The sequence below is a fragment of the Rhodococcus sp. NPDC060086 genome (assembly GCF_042730275.1).
GTDB lineage: Bacteria > Actinomycetota > Actinomycetes > Mycobacteriales > Mycobacteriaceae > Rhodococcus.
Genome location: NZ_JBHWWZ010000020.1, coordinates 23110 through 42216, shown reverse-complemented (window position 1 = coordinate 42216; position 19107 = coordinate 23110). Strand labels below are relative to the sequence as shown.

At 65.7% G+C, this 19107-nt stretch carries 16 protein-coding genes; 4 read left to right on the top strand and 12 right to left on the bottom strand.

The annotated features are described in order from the left end of the window. Positions 1-14 precede the first annotated feature (14 nt). Both ACFWB0_RS13620 and ACFWB0_RS13615 read right to left on the bottom strand, forming a co-directional pair. Positions 15-851: an NUDIX hydrolase gene (locus ACFWB0_RS13620; protein WP_378490975.1), complete on the bottom strand. Its 837-nt coding sequence runs from the start codon at positions 849-851 to the stop codon at positions 15-17. A gap of 43 nt (positions 852-894) precedes the next feature. Then, positions 895-1728, bottom strand: coding sequence for an ABC transporter ATP-binding protein (locus tag ACFWB0_RS13615; protein ID WP_378490974.1), 834 nt, complete (start codon positions 1726-1728; stop codon positions 895-897). A gap of 42 nt (positions 1729-1770) precedes the next feature. On the opposite strand from ACFWB0_RS13615, the gene glgX reads away from it, so the two are divergent. After that, complete coding sequence (gene glgX, locus ACFWB0_RS13610) at positions 1771-3930, top strand: glycogen debranching protein GlgX (protein ID WP_378490973.1); 2160 nt, start codon at positions 1771-1773, stop codon at positions 3928-3930. Positions 3931-3973: 43 nt separating this feature from the next. Here glgX and ACFWB0_RS13605 read toward each other — a convergent pair whose 3' ends face one another. The 3 genes from ACFWB0_RS13605 to ctaD all read right to left on the bottom strand — a co-directional run bounded on the left by ACFWB0_RS13605 (position 3974) and on the right by ctaD (position 7917). After that, complete coding sequence (locus tag ACFWB0_RS13605; RefSeq protein WP_378490972.1) at positions 3974-4738, bottom strand: peptidyl-tRNA hydrolase; 765 nt, start codon at positions 4736-4738, stop codon at positions 3974-3976. After that, positions 4731-6020: a phosphoserine phosphatase SerB gene (gene serB / locus ACFWB0_RS13600; protein ID WP_378490971.1), complete on the bottom strand. Its 1290-nt coding sequence runs from the start codon at positions 6018-6020 to the stop codon at positions 4731-4733. Before serB ends, ACFWB0_RS13605 begins: the two co-directional genes overlap by 8 nt. A 127-nt stretch (positions 6021-6147) precedes the next feature. Beyond that, positions 6148-7917, bottom strand: coding sequence for a cytochrome c oxidase subunit I (gene ctaD, locus ACFWB0_RS13595; RefSeq protein WP_378490970.1), 1770 nt, complete (start codon positions 7915-7917; stop codon positions 6148-6150). A 322-nt stretch (positions 7918-8239) separates the two neighbouring features. Here ctaD and ACFWB0_RS13590 point away from each other — a divergent pair, with 322 nt between their 5' ends. The 3 genes from ACFWB0_RS13590 to ACFWB0_RS13580 are packed head-to-tail and all read left to right on the top strand — an operon-like array spanning position 8240 to position 10882. After that, entirely contained in the window at positions 8240-9298 is a 1059-nt protein-coding gene (locus ACFWB0_RS13590) for an ABC transporter substrate-binding protein (RefSeq protein WP_378490969.1), read from the top strand. Beyond that, entirely contained in the window at positions 9282-10385 is a 1104-nt protein-coding gene (locus ACFWB0_RS13585; RefSeq protein ID WP_378490968.1) for an HtaA domain-containing protein, read from the top strand. Before ACFWB0_RS13590 ends, ACFWB0_RS13585 begins: the two co-directional genes overlap by 17 nt. Before the next feature lie 20 nt (positions 10386-10405). Continuing rightward, positions 10406-10882: an NUDIX domain-containing protein gene (locus ACFWB0_RS13580; protein ID WP_378490967.1), complete on the top strand. Its 477-nt coding sequence runs from the start codon at positions 10406-10408 to the stop codon at positions 10880-10882. A 93-nt stretch (positions 10883-10975) separates the two neighbouring features. Here the strand turns inward: ACFWB0_RS13580 and nrdF are convergent, their stop codons facing one another. From nrdF to ACFWB0_RS13545, 7 genes are all read right to left on the bottom strand, one after another. Continuing rightward, the gene (gene nrdF / locus ACFWB0_RS13575; RefSeq protein ID WP_378490966.1) at positions 10976-11977 is read right to left on the bottom strand and encodes a class 1b ribonucleoside-diphosphate reductase subunit beta; all 1002 of its coding nucleotides are present in this window, start codon (positions 11975-11977) and stop codon (positions 10976-10978) included. A 55-nt stretch (positions 11978-12032) separates the two neighbouring features. Further along, a complete protein-coding gene (gene nrdE, locus ACFWB0_RS13570; RefSeq protein ID WP_378491012.1) occupies positions 12033-14114 on the bottom strand; it encodes a class 1b ribonucleoside-diphosphate reductase subunit alpha in 2082 nt (693 codons plus the stop codon). Between the two features lie 169 nt (positions 14115-14283). Further along, a complete protein-coding gene (gene nrdI / locus ACFWB0_RS13565; protein ID WP_378490965.1) occupies positions 14284-14748 on the bottom strand; it encodes a class Ib ribonucleoside-diphosphate reductase assembly flavoprotein NrdI in 465 nt (154 codons plus the stop codon). Positions 14749-14828: 80 nt separating this feature from the next. Next, positions 14829-15059, bottom strand: coding sequence for a redoxin NrdH (locus ACFWB0_RS13560; RefSeq protein ID WP_378490964.1), 231 nt, complete (start codon positions 15057-15059; stop codon positions 14829-14831). A gap of 328 nt (positions 15060-15387) precedes the next feature. Next, entirely contained in the window at positions 15388-17478 is a 2091-nt protein-coding gene (locus ACFWB0_RS13555) for a xanthine dehydrogenase family protein molybdopterin-binding subunit (protein ID WP_378490963.1), read from the bottom strand. Then, positions 17475-18476, bottom strand: a complete 1002-nt coding sequence (locus ACFWB0_RS13550) for an FAD binding domain-containing protein (RefSeq protein WP_378490962.1) — start codon at positions 18474-18476, stop codon at positions 17475-17477. Before ACFWB0_RS13550 ends, ACFWB0_RS13555 begins: the two co-directional genes overlap by 4 nt. Further along, entirely contained in the window at positions 18473-19051 is a 579-nt protein-coding gene (locus ACFWB0_RS13545; RefSeq protein WP_378490961.1) for a 2Fe-2S iron-sulfur cluster-binding protein, read from the bottom strand. The genes ACFWB0_RS13550 and ACFWB0_RS13545 overlap by 4 nt, the downstream gene beginning before the upstream one ends. Between the last annotated feature and the right edge of the window lie 56 nt (positions 19052-19107).

Below are 19107 nucleotides of genomic sequence, written 5' to 3'. Positions count from 1 at the left end.
CTCGGCGAGCCGAGTCAGATGTCGTCGCGATTCGCCCAGGGGTGCGGGCCGCCGTCCTCGTAGTAGCCCTCGTCGCCGTCGAACGCGATATGGATCCCGGTGTCGGTCCTGCTCATGATGGGCGCGATGGTGGGGATCTCCGGGTCGCCCGCCAGGATCTCGGCGACCGTCGCGTATTTCGACAGATCGGTGAGCTGAGCCCACGTGGGAGGAAGCAGCACCGACCGACCGGACTTCCAGTGCGCGAGGGCTTCCGCCGGGGTCTGCCAGAGCACCTGTTCGGCCTCGCTGGTCGCGCCGTCCGCGTTCTGCCCTTCCGGGGCGGCAGCCACGAAGAAGTGCGTGTCGTAGCGTCGCCGCTCCCCGAGCGGAGTGATCCACCGCGCCCACGGGCGCAACAGGTCAGCGCGCAGAACGAGTCCTTCACGGGTGAGGAAATCGCTGAACGACAGCTCACGGTCCTCGAGTTGCCGGCGCGCCTGCGCGTGCGGTGCGGTGTCGGCGAGCACCGAATCGGGGTCTCGGCCCGCGAGCAGGACACCGCACTCTTCGAATGTCTCGCGCACCGCGGCCAGCACAAGTGCCTGCGCCCGGGCCGGCGTGACATCGAAGCGCTTCGCCCACCACTCGACGTCCCGCCCGGTCCACCGCAGCGATGCTTCGCTGTCGCTGCGGTCGACCCCGCCGCCCGGGAACACGGTCATGCCACCCGCGAAGTCCATCCCCACGACACGTCGGAGGAGGAAGACTTCGATCCCCCGCACCGAGTCCCGGACGAGCATGACAGTGGAGGCGTCCTTGACCGGCACGGACGCGGGATCGAAGGCACTTGCCGAGCGTTCGTCAACCATGCTCCGAGCGTAGTTGACCAGGCCGGCCCGAACCGTCCGGGTCTCACCCGCGGCGGTGCCGCCCCGGCTCACTGGTGCGGCGGGCGAAGAAGCGGTCGTCGACCTTGTCCAGAGTGATCGACTGACTGAATGCCGCGCTGAGGTTCTCCGCCGTGATCACATCCTCGATCAGTCCCTGCGCGACGACCCCGCCCTCTTTGAGGAGCATCGCGTGGGTGAATCCCGGCGGGATCTCTTCGACATGGTGGGTGATCAGGACCGTCGCCGGAGCATCGGGGTCGGCGGCGAGTGTCGCGAGTCGTGCCACCAGCTCTTCACGCCCACCGAGGTCCAGGCCCGCGGCCGGTTCGTCGAGGAGCAGCAACTCGGGGTCGGTCATGAGGGCGCGGGCGATCAGCACCCGCTTGCGCTCCCCTTCGGAGAGCGTTCCGTAGGTGCGCTCGGCCAGGTGCTCGGCGCCGAGACCCTCGAGCATCTCCACCGCGCGGGCGTTGTCGACGGCGTCGTATTGCTCCCGCCACCGGCCGAGCACGCCGTACCCGGCGGAGATCACCAGATCGACGACCTTCTCGTCTCGGGGGACGCGGTTGGCGAGCGCGGACGATGACAGTCCGATGCGAGGTCGTAGCTCGGACAGGTCTGTGCGGCCGAAAGTCTCGGCCAGCACATGCGCGGTGCCGGACGTCGGGAAGTCCTCGGCAGCCGCGACACGCAGCAACGATGTCTTACCCGCGCCGTTCGGACCGAGCACCACCCAACGCTCGTCGAGTTCCACCTTCCAGGTCACGGGCCCGACGAGGACATTTCCGCCTCGCCGCACCACAACGTCTTCGAATTCGATGAGCAGATCGGGATCAGGTTGTGCCACGCCGTCCATCTTCGCTCACGCCCGGACTCGGGACACGGCAGGATCTCTTTCGTGTCGTCATCCACTCGTGTACACACCACCGACCACGCGGCCGAGCCCGATCGGTCGCCGTTCCCTCTCGGTGCCACGCCTACTTCGTCCGGTACCCGCTTCGCTGTCCACGCTCCGCAATGCGATCGTCTGCAGGTGTGTCTGATCGACGAGGACGGTCATGAAGACCGCGTCGATCTGCCCGACCGCACATTCGGTATCTGGCACGGCACCGTTCCCGATGTCGGTCCCGGCCGGCGATACGGCTATCGCGCGTACGGGCCGTGGCGTCCCCGCGACGGTCTGCGTACCAATCCGCACAAGATCCTGCTCGATCCATGGGGGCGGCAGGTGATGGGAACCGATCTTCGGACCAGCTCTGCCGACGCCGCCCGGCTGCTCGCATACGACGACGATCCTTTCGGCTCCATGTCCACGGTCGATTCGCTCGGGTACACGCCTCTGTCCGTCGTCACTGCCGGCACCCCGTTCGACGCGACGCGGCACCGGAAACCGCGTACCCCATGGGAGAACACCGTCATCTACGAACTGCACGTCGGATCGTTCACCGCCACGCACCCCGGCGTGCCGACTGCCCTTCGTGGTACCTATCTCGGACTGGCCCACCCGGCGGTGATCAGCCACCTCGTGCACCTCGGCGTCACCGCGGTGGAACTCCTTCCGGTGCATGCATTCGTGACCGAACCTCCGGTGCGGTCGCGGGGAATGCGCAACCACTGGGGGTACTCGACCGCGTCGTTCTTCGCGCCGCACCCCGGCTATGCCGCGACACCCGGCAACGAGATCGCAGAGTTCCGCACGATGGTCGCGGCACTCCACGACGCGGGGATCGAGGTGATCCTCGACGTCGTGTTCAACCACACGTGTGAGTGGTCGGTCGCGGGACCGAGCCTGTCGTGGCGCGGGCTCGACGCTCCCGGCTACTACCTTCTGGACGACGACGGCCACGACATCGACCTGACCGGGTGCGGAAACACCGTCGACAGCACCTCACCGATCGCGGTACGGATGGTGTGCGACAGCTTGCGTTACTGGACGACACAGATGGGTGTCGACGGGTTCCGGTTCGACCTCGCCAGCGCCCTCGGCCGCCCCGGCGGCGGCGCCTTCGATGCGCGCGCCGCGCTGTTCACCGCCATCACCACCGACCCCGTGCTCACCGAATGCAAACTCATCGCCGAACCCTGGGACGCGACGGCGGAAGGCTACCAACTCGGCCGGTTCGGGGTGCAGTGGTCGGAATGGAACGACCGCTACCGTGACGCCACGCGACGCTTCTGGGCGCGCAACTCCGGGGTGCGTGAGATCGCGTCGCGCCTGACCGGGTCGGAGGACCTGTACCGGCGCCACGAACGCCAACCGTGGATGTCCGTCAACTACGTCACCGCGCACGATGGGTTCACCGTCGCCGACGCCGTCTCGTTCTCCCACAAACACAACGATGCGAACGGTGAGGAGGGCCGGGACGGGTCCGACCACAACGAGTCGGTGAATCACGGCGTCGAGGGGCCGACCGACGACCCCGCCATCATCGCTGCGCGCGCCCGCCATGTCCGCGCGCTGCTTGCCACGCTGTTGCTCTCGACCGGCACTCCGATGCTGCTCGCCGGCGACGAGTTCGGACATTCCCAGGGCGGCAACAACAACGCGTACTGCGTTCCCGCCGGGACACCGGTGTCCGAGGCGTGGCCCCTCGACTGGGAGCATGCCGACCATCAGCACATCGAGTTCGTCCGTTCCCTCTTGGAACTGCGGCGGAAGGTACCGGTACTCCGGCAACGCAGATTCTTCGAAGGCAGGGCCCGCACCGTCGGCTATCCCGATCTGGTGTGGTTCGGAAGCGAGGGCATCGAACTGCAGGATTCGGACTGGCACGACGACGGCCGCCACACGCTGCAGGCGTGGCTGGACGGCTCGGAACTGGGCACGGTGACGCCGGCGGGAATTCCGTTACCCGACAGCAGCGGACTGTTCGTCCTGCACGCCGGTGACGCGACAGCGGTGACATTGGCGGGCCCCGAGTGGTATCACGGCGACATCCGGTGCGTGTTCGATTCTTCCGCTCGGGGCGGTCGGCCGGTCGATTCCGCGGTCTACCGCGTGGGCTCGTCGTTCTCGCTGACCGGCCCGACCGTGTTGGTTTTCCGGACCGCGAACTGAGAGCCGCGGTTGCGAGACCCACGGTGTCAGGACGAACACGGTGTCAGGACGCTGTTGCGATCACGGTCACCGAGCCGGGCTCGACCTCGGTGAATCCGGCGTCGCGCACCGGGACTGCGGTGCCGTCTCCGACTCGCGCGAGGAGTCCGCTCCACCGGTCCCGGCCTGCGTCCCGGACCGCACACCGAAAACCTGTCGCCGCCCACGCCCGCGCCGAGTCGGCGTCGAGCGCGCCCGCCAGCAGCATCGAGGCGTGGCCGACCTGCGCGGCGGCCTTTCCGACGGTCATCCCCAGTGCCGCATTCACCCACAGGACCGGCACACCGTCCGGAATCTCGCCCGGGTCGTCGTCCGGAAGGTCCGTGCCGCCGATCTGCAGCCGCGCGATACGCGGATCGAGTCCGCCGACAGGGCCCGGCACGAACGCACGGGCCTGCGCGCCACCACGGTCGACCGTCACGCCGTCGATGTCCTGCGCGGCACGCCAGTGTGCCCCGCGGGCACGACGGCTCACCTTGCGGATCCGGGCGTCGTTCCACGAGAGGAACGCGTCCCGCCACACTCCGGGTTCGCCGTCCTCCCCCGTACCGACCCGGGGGTCCAGGCACAGTGCCACCGTCGCGACGGCTGCCGCCTCGAGCAACGCACTGCGGGCGGGAGGCTCGCCCTTGGGGATGTGCAGGACGAGGGGCATCGCGAGCACCGCGGACGGATCCTCCGGGTCTTCGCGGTGTCCGTATCCACGGGCGAGCACGCCGTGCCGGGATTCGAATCCCGGATCGGCGAAGACCGGATACGACTCAGGCACCGTGCTCGAGCGGCACACGCCGGAGTGTTCCGTCTCCGCGGTCGGCGGCTTCGATTTCCTCGCGGGTCACACCGAGTACGAACAGCACGGCGTCGAGGTAGGGGTACGACAGCGCGGTGTCGGCGACCTCGCGCAACGCGGGCTTCGCGTTGAACGCGATGCCGAGACCGGCCGCGCTGAGCATGTCGATGTCGTTGGCTCCGTCGCCCACCGCCACCGTCTGTTCGATGGGGACGCCTGCGTCGTCGGCGAATTCGCGGAGGGCCCGTGCTTTCGCGGCGCGGTCCACGACTTCTCCGACGACCTTGCCGGTGAGCTTGCCATCGACGATCTCGAGGGTGTTGGCGCGCACGAAGTCGAGTTCGAGATCGTGTGCGAGGCCTTCGATGACCTGACGGAATCCACCCGAGACGACGCCGCAGCGGAATCCGAGACGACGCAACGTCCGGATCGTGGTGCGGGCGCCCGGCGTCAGTTCGATCTGGTCGGCGACCTCGTCGATCACACTGGCGGGCAGACCTTCGAGGGTCGCCACCCGCTGCTCGAGCGATTCGGTGAAATCGATTTCGCCGCGCATCGCTGCTTCGGTGACGGCGCGGACCTTGTCTTCGACACCCGCATGTGCGGCGAGCATCTCGATGACCTCGCCCTGGACGAGGGTCGAGTCGACGTCGAACACGATCAGGCGCTTCGAGCGACGCGCGAGGCCACCGCGTTCGACGGCGATGTCGATGTCGAGTCCCGCCGCGAGCTCAGCGAGCGCCTTGCGCAGTGCCGCGTCGGCGTCGGTGCTCTGGTCGGTGGCGGTGACCATCAACTCGAGTCCGGTGAGGGGGTAGTCGGCGATGCCGCGGATCGAGTCGATGTTGGCACCGAGCGACGCGAGGGTGCGGCCGACGGAGCGCATGGCGCGGGCGCTGACGGGGCTGCCGAGCACAACGACTGCGTGGGTGGAGACCTCGCGGCCGTTCTCGGGGCGGGCACCGACCTCGACGTCGGCGTACATGCCGATGGTTGCCATCGCGGCCTCGACTTCGTCCTGCATGGCTTCCGGGTCGCCGGGGCACACCACCACGACGCCGAGGGTGAGCCTGTTCTTGATGACGACCTGTTCGACGTCGAGCAGGTCGACGTCGTGGCGGCTCAACGCGGCGAACAGCACCGAGGTCACACCGGGGTGATCCGGGCCGGTCACCGTCACAAGCACCGTGGTCTCAGACGCCACTACGTCTCCGATCTTCGTCAGTCGAATCGTGCACGGTCGAGGCACGTGCGTATCCATTGTTGCAGTCGCGCGTGCCCCTGACGTGCGGGGGTCGCGCCGGGAACCGGGTTCGGAACCCGACCGACGAAGGCCCCACCCGTGGTCACGAGTGGGGCCTTCGTCAGTGCTTCAGTTGCGCGGGCGTCTAGCCTTCACCGGCGCGCGGGTGGTCGCCGGGAGTACGGTCTGCACCCTCGAGCACGTTCACGTTGTGCTTGTGGCTGCCCGGTCCGACATGCGCCTCGGCGCGCATCCGCTCCACCATGTGCGGGTAGTGCAGCTCGAATGCGGGCCGCTCCGACCGGATTCGCGGCAGCTCCGTGAAGTTGTGACGCGGCGGCGGACACGTGGTGGCCCACTCGAGCGAGTTGCCGTAACCCCACGGATCGTCCACCGTGACGACCTGACCGTAGCGGTAGCTCTTGAAGACGTTCCACATGAACGGCAGCGTCGAGGCGCCGAGGATGAAGGCACCGATCGTCGACACGATGTTCAGGTAGGTGAACCCGTCGGTCGGAAGGTAGTCCGCGTAGCGACGCGGCATGCCCTCGTTACCGAGCCAGTGCTGCACCAGGAACGTCAGGTGGAAGCCGACGAACGTCAGCCAGAAGTGCCATTTGCCGAGACGCTCGTCCATCATCCGGCCCGTCATCTTCGGGAACCAGAAGTAGATGCCGGCGTAAGTGGCGAACACGACGGTGCCGAACACGACGTAGTGGAAGTGCGCGACGACGAAGTAGGTGTCGTGAAGGTGGAAGTCCAGCGGCGGGCTCGCGAGGATGACGCCGGACAGACCGCCGAAGAGGAAGGTGATCAGGAAGCCCACCGAGAACAGCATCGGCGTCTCGAACGTGATCTGGCCTCGCCACATGGTGCCGATCCAGTTGAAGAACTTCACGCCCGTCGGCACCGCGATAAGGAACGTCATGAACGAGAAGTACGGAAGCAGCACAGCGCCGGTGGCGTACATGTGGTGCGCCCACACTGCGATCGACAGGGCCGCGATGGCGATCGTCGCGTAGACGAGGCCGGTGTAGCCGAAGATCGGCTTACGGCTGAAGACCGGGAAGATCTCCGACACGATGCCGAAGAACGGCAATGCGATGACGTAGACCTCGGGGTGGCCGAAGAACCAGAACAAGTGCTGCCACAGGAGCACACCACCGGTGGCCGGGTCGTAGATGTGGCCACCGAGGTGGCGATCGACGAACAGACCGAAGAACGCGGCGGTCAGCAGCGGGAAGACCAGCAGGATCAGGATGCTGGTGATCAGGATGTTCCAGGTGAAGATCGGCATCCGGAACATCGTCATGCCGGGGGCACGCAGGCAGACGACGGTGGTGATGAAGTTGACGCCACCGAGGATGGTGCCCAGACCCATGACGCCGAGGCCCAGGATCCAGAAGTCTGCGCCGACGCCCGGGGAGTGCAGCTCACTGGTGAGCGGCGTGTATGCCGTCCAGCCGAAGTCGGCAGCACCGCCGGGGGTGACGAAACCGAGCATCACGATCGTCGCGCCGAACAGGTACAGCCAGTAGCTGAACGCATTCAGTCGCGGGAACGCCACGTCGGGTGCGCCGATCTGCAGCGGCAGGATGTAGTTCGCGAATGCGAACACGACCGGGGTCGCGTACATCAGCAGCATGATGGTGCCGTGCATGGTGAACAGCTGGTTGAACTGCTCGTTCGACAGGAACTGCAGGCCCGGGACTGCGAGTTCGGTGCGCATCAGCAGGGCCATCAGGCCACCGATGAGGAAGAACGAGACCGAGGTGATCAAGTACATGATCCCCAGATCCTTCGGATCTGTGGTGGTGATCATCTTGTAGATGAACGAACCCTTGGGTCCCTGCCGCGGCGGGTATGGCCTTGCTGCAGCTATCTCTGGGACTGGCTGGGGCGCTACGGCAGTCACTAATCCTCCTGAATGCGCGCTCGACTCGGGCTGGAGGCGAACGGTCTCTCTGGCTTGCGCTCATCGAATCGTAGACCGTGCGCCCACCACTCGTTAACCGGGTCCTACTCGCTGTCGTACTCGGGCGTCACACTACCGCTGAACCGGCAATCCGTGCATGAGCGCATCACCCCTCCGCATGTCACGGAGCCCCGAGTGACGCACATCACCGCGCACCGGATCCACCGCGCAGAGGCCCCCTTTCCACTCGGCCCGCTGTGGCAGGATCGCCGGAGCCGATCTGCACAGGCGATAGCATGATTCGTCCCCTCTACAGGAAGTGGTGGAATTGCCCGCGCACCGTGTCCGCATTGCCGCTCTCGCTGCCGCCACGGCCGCCCTCACTCTCGCCGGCTGCTCTGCGCCTACCGACGACCCTGCCTCCGAGATCGTGCGCACCACCACCCGCATCGCCGGAGCAGCGGTGGTCGGCATCGAACGCGACACGACATCGGCGTGTGCCCTGCCGAGTGCCACCGATCCCGGTCTGCCCGCCGGTGGCACGCACGGCGTCATTCATACGGCCGGCGTGTCCGAGGTCCCGAACGATCCGCAGCGGATCGTCGTCCTCGACATCGCCTCGCTCGACGCCGTGTGCGCGCTGGGACTGTGGGAACGTGTCGTCGGCGTGGGCATCGCCCCGGACGAACGCCCCGAGTACCTCGGCACCGGTGTCACGGAGATCCCCGCGATCGGACCCCCCGGTTCCCCCGACCTCGCTGCGGTCGAGCAGGGCCGACCGGACCTCATCGTCGGCGCGTCGGCGGACGCCGACCTCTACGAATCGTTGTCGTCCGTCGCACCGACCGTGGTGGTCGGGGGCGACCAGGTGTTCTGGCGGCAGCAGTTCGAACGTGTCGGTGAGTCCCTGGGTCGGTCCGAGGCGGCGCGCCGGGCGCTCGAGGAGTATTCCGTCGCGGCGAGTGAACTCGGACGCGAGCTCACCTCGTCCCAGACACAGGCGTCGCTCGTGCGGTTCACCGGTGACGGGCCCACGATCGACGGTACCGCCTCGTTCGCCGGTCAAGTCCTCGCCGACGTCGGGGCCGAACGTCCTGCCCCGCAGAGGTTCGGAGTCGAGGACGGCCGTTCGTACCGGCCGCTCGACACCGAGGACCCGGCCGCCGCCGACGGAGATGTGATCTTCGTCCGGTTCGCGGGACAGAGCGGCCTCGATCGGGGTACCGAGTACATGAAGCGGGACGAGTGGCTCGACCTCGGCGCCGTCACCGACAACCGGTTGTTCTCGGTCTCGGACGAGGTGTGGTCCACGCCCGGCCCGGTCGCGGCCCACGCGGTACTGACAGATCTGAGGCACTCACTCAATGGCTATTCGAACTGACATCACTGCAGCTACCCGGCGGGTCGGGATCGCTCTTGCGGGCGCACTCACGTTGGGCACCCTGGCCGTCGCGCCGGCCACTGCCCAGCCCGTGGCGCACGCGGACATCGAGGTGTTCGCCGCCGACGGTGTGACCCCGCTCGGCGACACTCCCGTCCACGAGGGCGACACGGTGGTCGTTCGCGGTACCGGGTTCGACCCCGAGGCCAACCGCACCGGTGGACTGCCGCTGCCGGTGCCGCCCGGTGTTCCGCACGGCACATTCGTCTCGTTCGGCGGTTTCTCCGAGCATTGGCGACCGTCCGAGGGTGCGCCCACCGAGAGTCGCGCCACGGTGCGTTCCACCAATGCGTGGGTGTTGTCGGAACGTGCACTGAACCAGGTTCCGGATCGGCCGTTCGACCTGCGGCGCACGGTGCGGCAACAGTGGGTTCCGCTTGCCGACGACGGCTCCTTCACGGCAGCAGTCACCATCGACGCACCGGAGACCGTTCCCGACGACGCCCGGTACGGCATCTACACATTCGGGGCGGCCGATGCGGTCAACGCCGAGCAGGAACTGTCGGTACCGGTGAACTTCGACCCCTCCCCCGGACCCGGACGGAACGCCCCGGTGGCACCACCTCGGGACCTCGTGTGGGGCTTCGCGCCCGGGTACAGCGACCTGGTCACGGGAACCACGCAGGGCTCGGTCGTCGGCAGCGAGGGCGCGTCGGTCCGCGACGACGGGACGATGACCTTCGAGCTCTCCGACGCACGGATCGATCCGGCCACCGGCCTCGGTCGCATCGAATACCACGGCACGGTCGTGTCGTTCACGCGCTTCCATCTGCTCGAGATCGCACTCGCGAACCCGTGGGTCGAGTTCACCGCCGACGGAACCTATCTCACGGCGGAGTCCTCGACCGGTGACCAGGTGGGCACCGACTCGATGAGCCGTATCACGCTCGCCCGACTCGACACTGCCGCCGACGGTGGACGCACCGAGTGGAGCAACGTGCCTGCCAGGTTCTCCGTCCCACTGCAGCCGACGATCCTGCTGCCCTATTCGGGGCAGACCGCCGCTCCGGTGTCGTTCCGGTACTGACCTCGGGTAGGGATGGACTCATGCCCATACCGGATTTCGTCTCCAAGCTCCGCGCTCACGTCGGACACGACCCGCTGTGGTTGTCGGGGGTGAGTGCGATCGTCCTCGACGACGACGGTCGGGTCCTGCTCACCCGCCGCGCCGACAACGGCAAGTGGGCGGTGGTGTCGGGCATTCTCGAGCCAGGTGAGGAACCGGCGGTCGCCGCGGTACGCGAGGTTGCCGAGGAGACGGGCGTCGACGCCGAGGTGCTGCGGCTCACGAGCGTCGATGTCACCCAACCGATCACCTATCCCAACGGTGATGTCGCGCAGTATCTGGACGTGTCCTTCGTGATGCGCGCGACCGGGGGTGCGGCGCGGGTCGCCGACGACGAAAATCTCGAGGTGGCGTGGTTCGCACCCGACGACCTACCGACCCCTCTCACTGCAACGTCGGCCCTGCGGCTGGAGAAGGCGCTCGCGGCCCGCACGGAAGCGTGGTTCCGCTACCCCTGACAACGCTCGGGACGACTGCAACCGATACGGACATGCACCCCGCGCTTCCAGGAAGGGGGGTGCATGTCCGTATGTGGAGCTTCTACACGGGAATCAGAAATCCCAGTCGTCGTCTTCGGTGACGACAGCCTTGCCGATCACGTACGAGCTTCCCGATCCCGAGAAGAAGTCGTGGTTCTCGTCGGCGTTGGGCGACAGTGCCGACAGGATCGCCGGATTGACGTCGGTCTCGTCCTTCGGGAACAGCGCCTCGTAGCCGAGATTCATCAGCGCCTTGTTGGCGTTGTAGCGGAGGAACTTCTTGACGTCCTCGGTCAGCCCCGCTTCGTCGTACAGGTCCGAGGTGTAATGGGCCTCGTTGTCGTACAACTCGAGCAGCAGGTCGAAGACCCATTCTTTGAGTTCGTCCCGCTCGGCCTGGGAAACCTTCTCGAGGCCCTTCTGGTATTTGTAGCCGATGTAATAGCCGTGCACTGCCTCGTCGCGGATGATCAAGCGGATGACGTCGGCGGTGTTGGTGAGCTTCGCCCGCGACGACCAGTACATCGGCAGGTAGAAGCCCGAGTAGAACAGGAACGACTCGAGCAGCGTCGAGGCGGCCTTGCGCTTGAGCGGATCGTCGCCCTGGTAGTAGTCCAGAATGATCTGCGCCTTGCGCTGCAGATTCTCGTTCTCCTCCGACCACCGGAACGCATCGTCGATCTGCCGGGTGGAGCAGAGCGTCGAGAAGATCTGCGAATAGCTCTTGGCGTGCACCGACTCCATGAACGCAATGTTCGTCAGCACCGCTTCCTCGTGCGGCGTGACCGCGTCGGGGATCAGCGAGACGGCACCGACGGTGCCCTGGATCGTGTCGAGCAGGGTCAGACCGGTGAACACCCGCATGGTGAGCTGCTGCTCGTATTCGGTGAGCGTGCCCCACGACGGGATGTCGTTGGAAACCGGCACCTTCTCGGGCAGCCAGAAGTTGCCGGTGAGGCGATCCCACACCTCGGCGTCCTTGTCGTCGGGGACGCGGTTCCAGTTGATCGCCGACACGCGGTCGATCAGTTTGATCCGCGCCCCGTCTGCGGGCGAGTGCGATACAGAGGTCATCGGTTACCTACCTGAATGTCTTCGTGGGACGAGAGCTGCCGGGGGACGTGGTGGGTCAGAGCATGCAGGAGACGCAATTCTCCACCTCGGTGCCTTCGAGGGCCATCTGCCGCAGGCGGATGTAGTACAGCGTCTTGATTCCCTTGCGCCACGCGTAGATCTGCGCCTTGTTGACATCACGAGTGGAGACGGTGTCCTTGAAGAACAACGTCAGCGACAGTCCTTGATCGACGTGCTGCGTGGCCGCCGCGTAGGTGTCGATGATCTTCTCGTACCCGATCTCGTACGCGTCCTGGTAGTAGTCCAGGTTGTCGTTGGTCAGGTACGGCGCAGGGTAGTAGACGCGGCCGATCTTGCCTTCCTTGCGAATCTCGACCTTCGACGCCACCGGATGAATGGAGCTGGTGGAGTTGTTGATGTACGAGATCGACCCGGTCGGCGGGACGGCCTGCAGGTTCTGGTTGTAGATGCCGTGCTCCTGCACGGACGCCTTCAGCTCGCGCCAGTCACTCTGAGTGGGGATGGCAACGCCGGCGTCGGAGAACAAGGCGCGCACACGGTCCGTTTCCGGCTCCCACGCCTGCTCGGTGTATTTGTCGAAGAACTCACCCGACGCGTACTTCGACTCCGGGAACCCCTTGAAGTGGGTGCCGCGCTCGATGGCGATCCGGTTCGACGCGCGCAGCGCGTGGAACAGCACCGTGTAGAAGTAGATGTTCGTGAAGTCGATTCCTTCGGCCGAGCCGTAGTAGATGTGCTCGCGGGCCAGATACCCGTGCAGGTTCATCTGTCCGAGGCCGATGGCGTGGGACTCGTTGTTGCCCTTCTCGATCGATGGCACCGACGCGATGCTCGTCTGATCGGAGACCGCGGTCAGGCCGCGGATCGCGACATCGATGGTCTGGGCGAAGTCCGGCGAATCCATGGCCTTCGCGATGTTGAGCGAGCCCAGGTTGCACGAGATGTCCTTGCCCACGTGGCTGTAGGACAGGTCGTCGTTGAACTCCGACGGCGTGGAGACCTGAAGGATCTCGGAGCACAGGTTCGAGTGGGTGATCTTGCCCGCGATGGGATTCGCCCGGTTGACAGTGTCCTCGAACATCACATACGGGTAGCCGGATTCGAACTGCAGTTCTGCGACCGTCTGGAAGAACTCGCGGGCCTTGATCTTCGACTTGTGGATGCGCTTGTCGTCGACCATCTCGTAGTACTTCTCGGTCACGTCGATATCGGCGAACGGCTTCCCGTAGACACGCTCGACGTCGTACGGCGAGAAGAGGTACATGTCCTCGTTCTTCTTCGCCAACTCGAAGGTGATGTCGGGGATCACGACGCCGAGAGAAAGCGTCTTGATGCGGATCTTCTCGTCGGCGTTCTCACGCTTGGTGTCGAGGAAGCGGTAGATGTCGGGGTGATGGGCGTGCAGATACACCGCACCGGCACCCTGACGTGCGCCGAGCTGGTTGGCGTACGAGAACGAATCCTCGAGCAGCTTCATGATCGGGATGACGCCCGAGGACTGGTTCTCGATCTTCTTGATCGGGGCACCGTGCTCACGAATATTGGTGAGCAGCAGTGCAACTCCACCACCGCGCTTCGACAGCTGCAGTGCCGAGTTGATCGAGCGACCGATCGACTCCATGTTGTCCTCGATGCGCAGCAGGAAGCACGACACGGGCTCGCCGCGCTGCTTCTTGCCGGAGTTGAGGAACGTGGGGGTCGCGGGCTGGAATCGACCGGAGATGATCTCGTCGACGAGGTGCCGGGCAAGAATCTCGTCGCCGTCGGCCAGGGTCAGCGCGACCATGCAGACGCGGTCCTCGAATCGCTCGAGGTAGCGCTTGCCGTCGAACGTCTTGAGGGTGTACGAGGTGTAGTACTTGAACGCACCGAGGAACGTCGGGAACCGGAACTTCTTCGAATATGCCTGCTGGAACAGCGATTTGACGAACTCACGAGAGTACTTGTCCAGAACCTCCGGCTCGTAGTACTTCTCTTCGACGAGGTAGTCGAGCTTCTCGTCGATGTTGTGGAAGAACACGGTGTTCTGATTGACATGCTGCAGGAAGTACTGGCGCGCGGCGGCCACGTCCTTGTCGAACTGGATCTCGCCGTTCGGGCCGTACAGGTTCAACATCGCGTTGAGTGCGTGGTAGTCGAGCGACTCGTCTGCCGCTGCGCTCGTGGTCCGAGCGGGATCGGTAATGGTCACAGTGCTGCCCCTACATATCGGAAGGTATGAAATCAGCCGCGCTGCCGGCGGGCGCGCGGTCCTGGAGAACTGCGGGCCGAGACCCGCCTGTGCGTTATGCCGTCTGGAGGCCCGTCCGGAGGCTCTGCCCCCAGAACTGCGCGAGACCATCCCGGACACGCTCGACGTCGTCGGCCGTGCCCATCAGTTCGAACCGATACAGATACGGCACCTTGCACTTTCGCGAAACGATGTCGCCCGCGAAACAGAACGATTCACCGAAGTTGGTGTTTCCCGCTGCGATCACACCGCGGATCAGGCTACGGTTGTGCTCGTTGTTCAAGAAGCGGATCACCTGCTTGGGCACGAAATTCGTGTCGCGGCCGGTGACGGTGGTCCCGCCTCCATAGGTGGGCAGGATCAACACGTACGGATCTCGGACCTCGAACGCGCCCTCACGGTCGTGCAGCGGGATCCGGGCGGCCGGAATCTCGAGTTTCTGCACGAATCTGTGGGTGTTCTCGGATGCGCTCGAGAAGTACACCAGAGACGTCCCCCGGGTAGACCCCTGCGAGGTCATCGGTATTCACCAACTTTTCGGTCGATTACGAAGGCCGGCCCGTCGTACGATGCCGTACTGCTACAGCGATCCGAGTGGGATCAGGCTGCGACCGCGAGAGCCTTGATGCGATCGGGACGGAAACCCGACCAGTGATCCTCGCCTGCCACGACGACGGGCGCCTGGAGGTAGCCCAGAGCCATGACGTAGTCGCGGGCTTCGGGATCCTCGGAGATGTCGACGATCGAGTACTCGATTCCGGCCTTGTCGAGGGCCCGATAGGTGGCGTTGCACTGGACGCAGGCAGGCTTGGTGTAGACGGTGATGTTCATGGGGTTCCCCTCTTCAACACGGCCGTGACAGGCCGGACGACTGACTGCTGCGCGATGCTCGAATGCCCATCGAACCCGACCCGATCTCACTTCCCCGAGAGATCCCTGCCGTATGGGCTTCCAACGGTCTAGACACTACACCTTGTGCCCGACGGATACATAGAACCCAGGATGTTGTGACTTACATTCTTGATATTCCCAGGTCGCCTCACTTTCGCGCTGCAGATCGGGCTCTTCTGCGGCGTGTCGGGGGCCGCGTTCCGGGCGCGGTTCCACACAGTGTGACGCGACCCACCGACAAGTCCGGTGGGTCGCGTCACCATCGCAGTCAGGGCAGCGCGCCGGACACGTCCTCCAGGCGCACCGGCAGATCCCTCACCCGCACTCCAGTCGCGTGCCACAACGCGTTGACAACGGCCGCCGCGCTTCCGACGGTGCCGATCTCACCCACGCCCCGTGATCCTGTCGGCGTGGCCCGCAGATCCTCCTCGTCGAGCCACCCTGCATCGACATTGCCGATGTCCGCGTGCGTGGGCACGTGATACTCGGCCAGATCGTGATTCACGACATGACCGAAACGGCCGTCCCGAATGCTCTCCTCGAACAGCGCCATGGAGATCCCGAAGCACATCCCCCCGATGAATTGTGAACGGGCGGTGCGTGGATTGATCACTCGCCCCACGGAGAAGATCCCCAGCATTCTGGGCACCCTGATCTCACCGGTATCGGAATCGACCCGGACCTCCGCGAAATGTGCACCGTACGACTGCGCGCGGAAATGCTCGAGCTCTCGATTCTCCCCGGCGGCCGCCGACACTTCGGCACCTGCCTCGGGGGCGTCGCCGAATCGTTTCCGGAACTCCACCGCCGCAGCGACGATCGCAGTGCCCCACGACGAGGTGCCCGACGAGCCACCGGCGACCGTGGCAGTGGGCAGCGCGCTGTCGCCGATCTCTACGCGCACATCGTCGACGCCGCACCCGAGAGCATCCGCGGCGATGAGGGTCAGGGCAGTCCATGCTCCTGTCCCCAGGTCGGCGGCACCGATCTGCACGGCGAACCGGCCCGCTCCCTCATGCCGGATCGTCGCTTCGGAGCCGGGGTTCACCATGTGCGGATAGGTGGCGACCGCGACGCCCGTCCCGATCAGCCACCGACCGTGACGCCGGAGCCCCGGCGTGCGATCGTGCGCATCCCAGCCGAACCGTCGTGCACCTTCACGGAGGCATTCGACCAACTTCCGGGACGACCACGGCTTCCCCGACTCCGGGTCCACGTCGGGTTCGTTGCGAATCCGCAGTTCGATCGGATCGATCCCGCAGGCCTCCGCGAGTTCGTCCATCGCAACTTCTCCGGCGTACATGCCGGGAGCTTCTCCTGGCGCGCGCATCCAGAACGGCGCAGGTACGTCCAAGGCCACCACGCGGTGTGTAGATCTCAGGTTCGGTACCCGATACAGGTTTCGGGACGACACCGCGGCCTGCTCGACGAACTCCGAGACGTGCGACGACTGCGTGTATGCCTCGTGGATCAGTCCCGTGATGGTCCCGTTGCGGTCGGCGGCGATGCGTACATGCGACGCCGTCGGCGCGCGATAGCCGACGTAGCCGAACATGTCCTGCCGCGAGACGGCGAACTTCACCGCGCGTCCGGGTAGCGCCCGGGCAGCCATGGCGGCGAGCACGTCGTGCGCATGAGGCGCGCCCTTGGAGCCGAATCCTCCGCCGATGTACGGGCAGATCACGCGGATCTTCGAGGGGTCGATCCCGAGGACCGGCGCGAGCGCCTCGACCACACCGTGTGGATGCTGAGTCGAGTCGTAGAGCGTCAACTCGTCGTGTTCCCACAGTGCCACCACGGTGTGCGGTTCGAGCGGGTTGTTGTGCTCTTCGGGAGTGGAGTACCACTCGTCCACCAGCACATCAGCAGCGGCGACGGCAGCGTCGACCTCGCCACGCTCGCTGTCGGCCGGGTAGCCGCCATTGGCCTTCACCGGTGCATACATCGAAGGGTGATCGTGCCGGAAACCGACGTCGTGCGGCTGCTGGTCGTAGTCGATGGTCAGCAGATCGCACGCCTGCCGGGCCACCTCGGGCGTCTCCGCGATCACCGCGGCGACCATCTGCCCCCGATACGCGACATCCGGACTCTGAAGGACCACATACTCTCCCTCCGCCTCCGCTGTCAGACGCGGAGCGTCGAAGGGAGTGAGTACCTCGAGCACACCGGGGACGGCCAGTGCCGCTACCGTGTCGACCGCCCGAACCCGGCCGCGTGCGATCGTTGCGGTCGCGGGAACGAGATACGCAGGATCCGCGACGCGATGCTCGTACGCGTACGGCGCGGTGCCGGTCACCTTTCTCGGTCCGTCCACCCGGGCGGTGGACATACCGATCGCGCGGCTTTCGTTACGACTCATACGGACTCCTCTCGAGGAACGCGGTCGGCGAGATCCCGCAGAACCGCGACGACGGTGCGTCGCAGCAGCGCCACCTTGAATGCGTTGCCCTCGAGCGGTCGTGCAACGGCAAGTTCGGCGTCCGCTGCCGCGGCGAACACCGAATAGCCCGGGGAATGCCCGAGCAGCGCCTCCTCTGCTCGGTGCGCACGCCACGGCCGGTGAGCCACCCCACCGAACGCAAGTCGGCAACCGCTGATCGCGCCGTCGGTCACAGTCAGTTCCGCCGCCACCGATACCAGGGCGAACGCGAACGCGGCGCGATCTCGAACCTTGCGATAGGTCGAGACACTCCCCTGCGGGGCAGGAATGTGTACGCCGACGACGAGGTCGTCGCGCGCAAGAGTGGTGTCGAGTTCGGGTGTGTCCCCGGGCAAGCGGTACAACTCCTCGAGCGGGACCGTTCGTTCACCTTCCGATCCGAGAATCACCGCTTCCGCATCGAGCGCGAGCATGGCGACCGCCATATCGGAAGGGTGGGTCGCGACGCATCCCTCGGACGCACCGAACAGCGCGTGATACCGGGTATAGCCCTCGAGCGCTGAGCACCCACTGCCGGGCTCGCGCTTGTTGCACGGGGTCGATACGTCGCGGAAGTACACACAGCGGGTGCGCTGCAAGAGGTTCCCGCCGGTGGTTGCCGAATTCCGCAGTTGCGCCGACGCGCCCGACAGCAACGCACGGGACAGCATCGGATAGCGCCGGCGCACAACCGGGCGCGCGGCAAGGTCACTGTTGCGCACGTTGGCACCGATCCTGACACCGCCGTCCGCGGCGTCGACGATGTCGTCGAGCGGCAAGTGCGAGATGTCGACCAGCAGGTCCGGGGTCTCGACTCCGAGCTTCAGATTGTCGACGAGATTGGTGCCGCCGGCAAGGAATGCCGCGTCGGGATTGTCGTGGACGAGCGCGACCGCAGTTGCCGGATCCGGCGCCCTCTCGTATCGCAACGGTTTCATCGGCCGACCCCTCCGGTCGGAGCAGATCTGCCGCCGTTTGCGACGGCGGAGATCGCCGCCACGATGTTCGGGTATGCGGCGCAGCGGCACAGATTGCCGCTCATGCGTTCGCGGATCTCGTCACCGTCGAGAGCAACGGCCGAATCGAGATCGTCGGTGACGTAGCTGGGGTCTCCCTGTGCAACCTCGTCGAGCATGCCCACCGCAGAACAGATCTGCCCCGGTGTGCAGTATCCGCACTGGAACGCATCGTCATCGATGAACTGCTGCTGGAGTGGATGCATCTCGCCGTCCGACGACAGTCCGTCGGCGGTGACGATATGCGCCCCGTCGTACGAGACTGCAAGCGCGAGGCATGTCACGACACGACGGCCATCGAGCAACACGGTGCACGACCCGCACTGGCCGTGATCACATCCTTTCTTCGGGACAGTGATGTCGAGGCGGTCGCGTAGGGCGTCGAGAACGGTGGTGCGTACATCGACCGTGACCCGGCGTCGAGCACCATCGACGTGGAGCACTATGTCGCGCTCGTATTCGTTCACGACAGAGGTCGACGCGTTTTCCGTTGCCATGGGTGGACCTCCGAACGGTGGCCTGTGTCCTGGGCATTCCCGTTGGCGGGTCGATC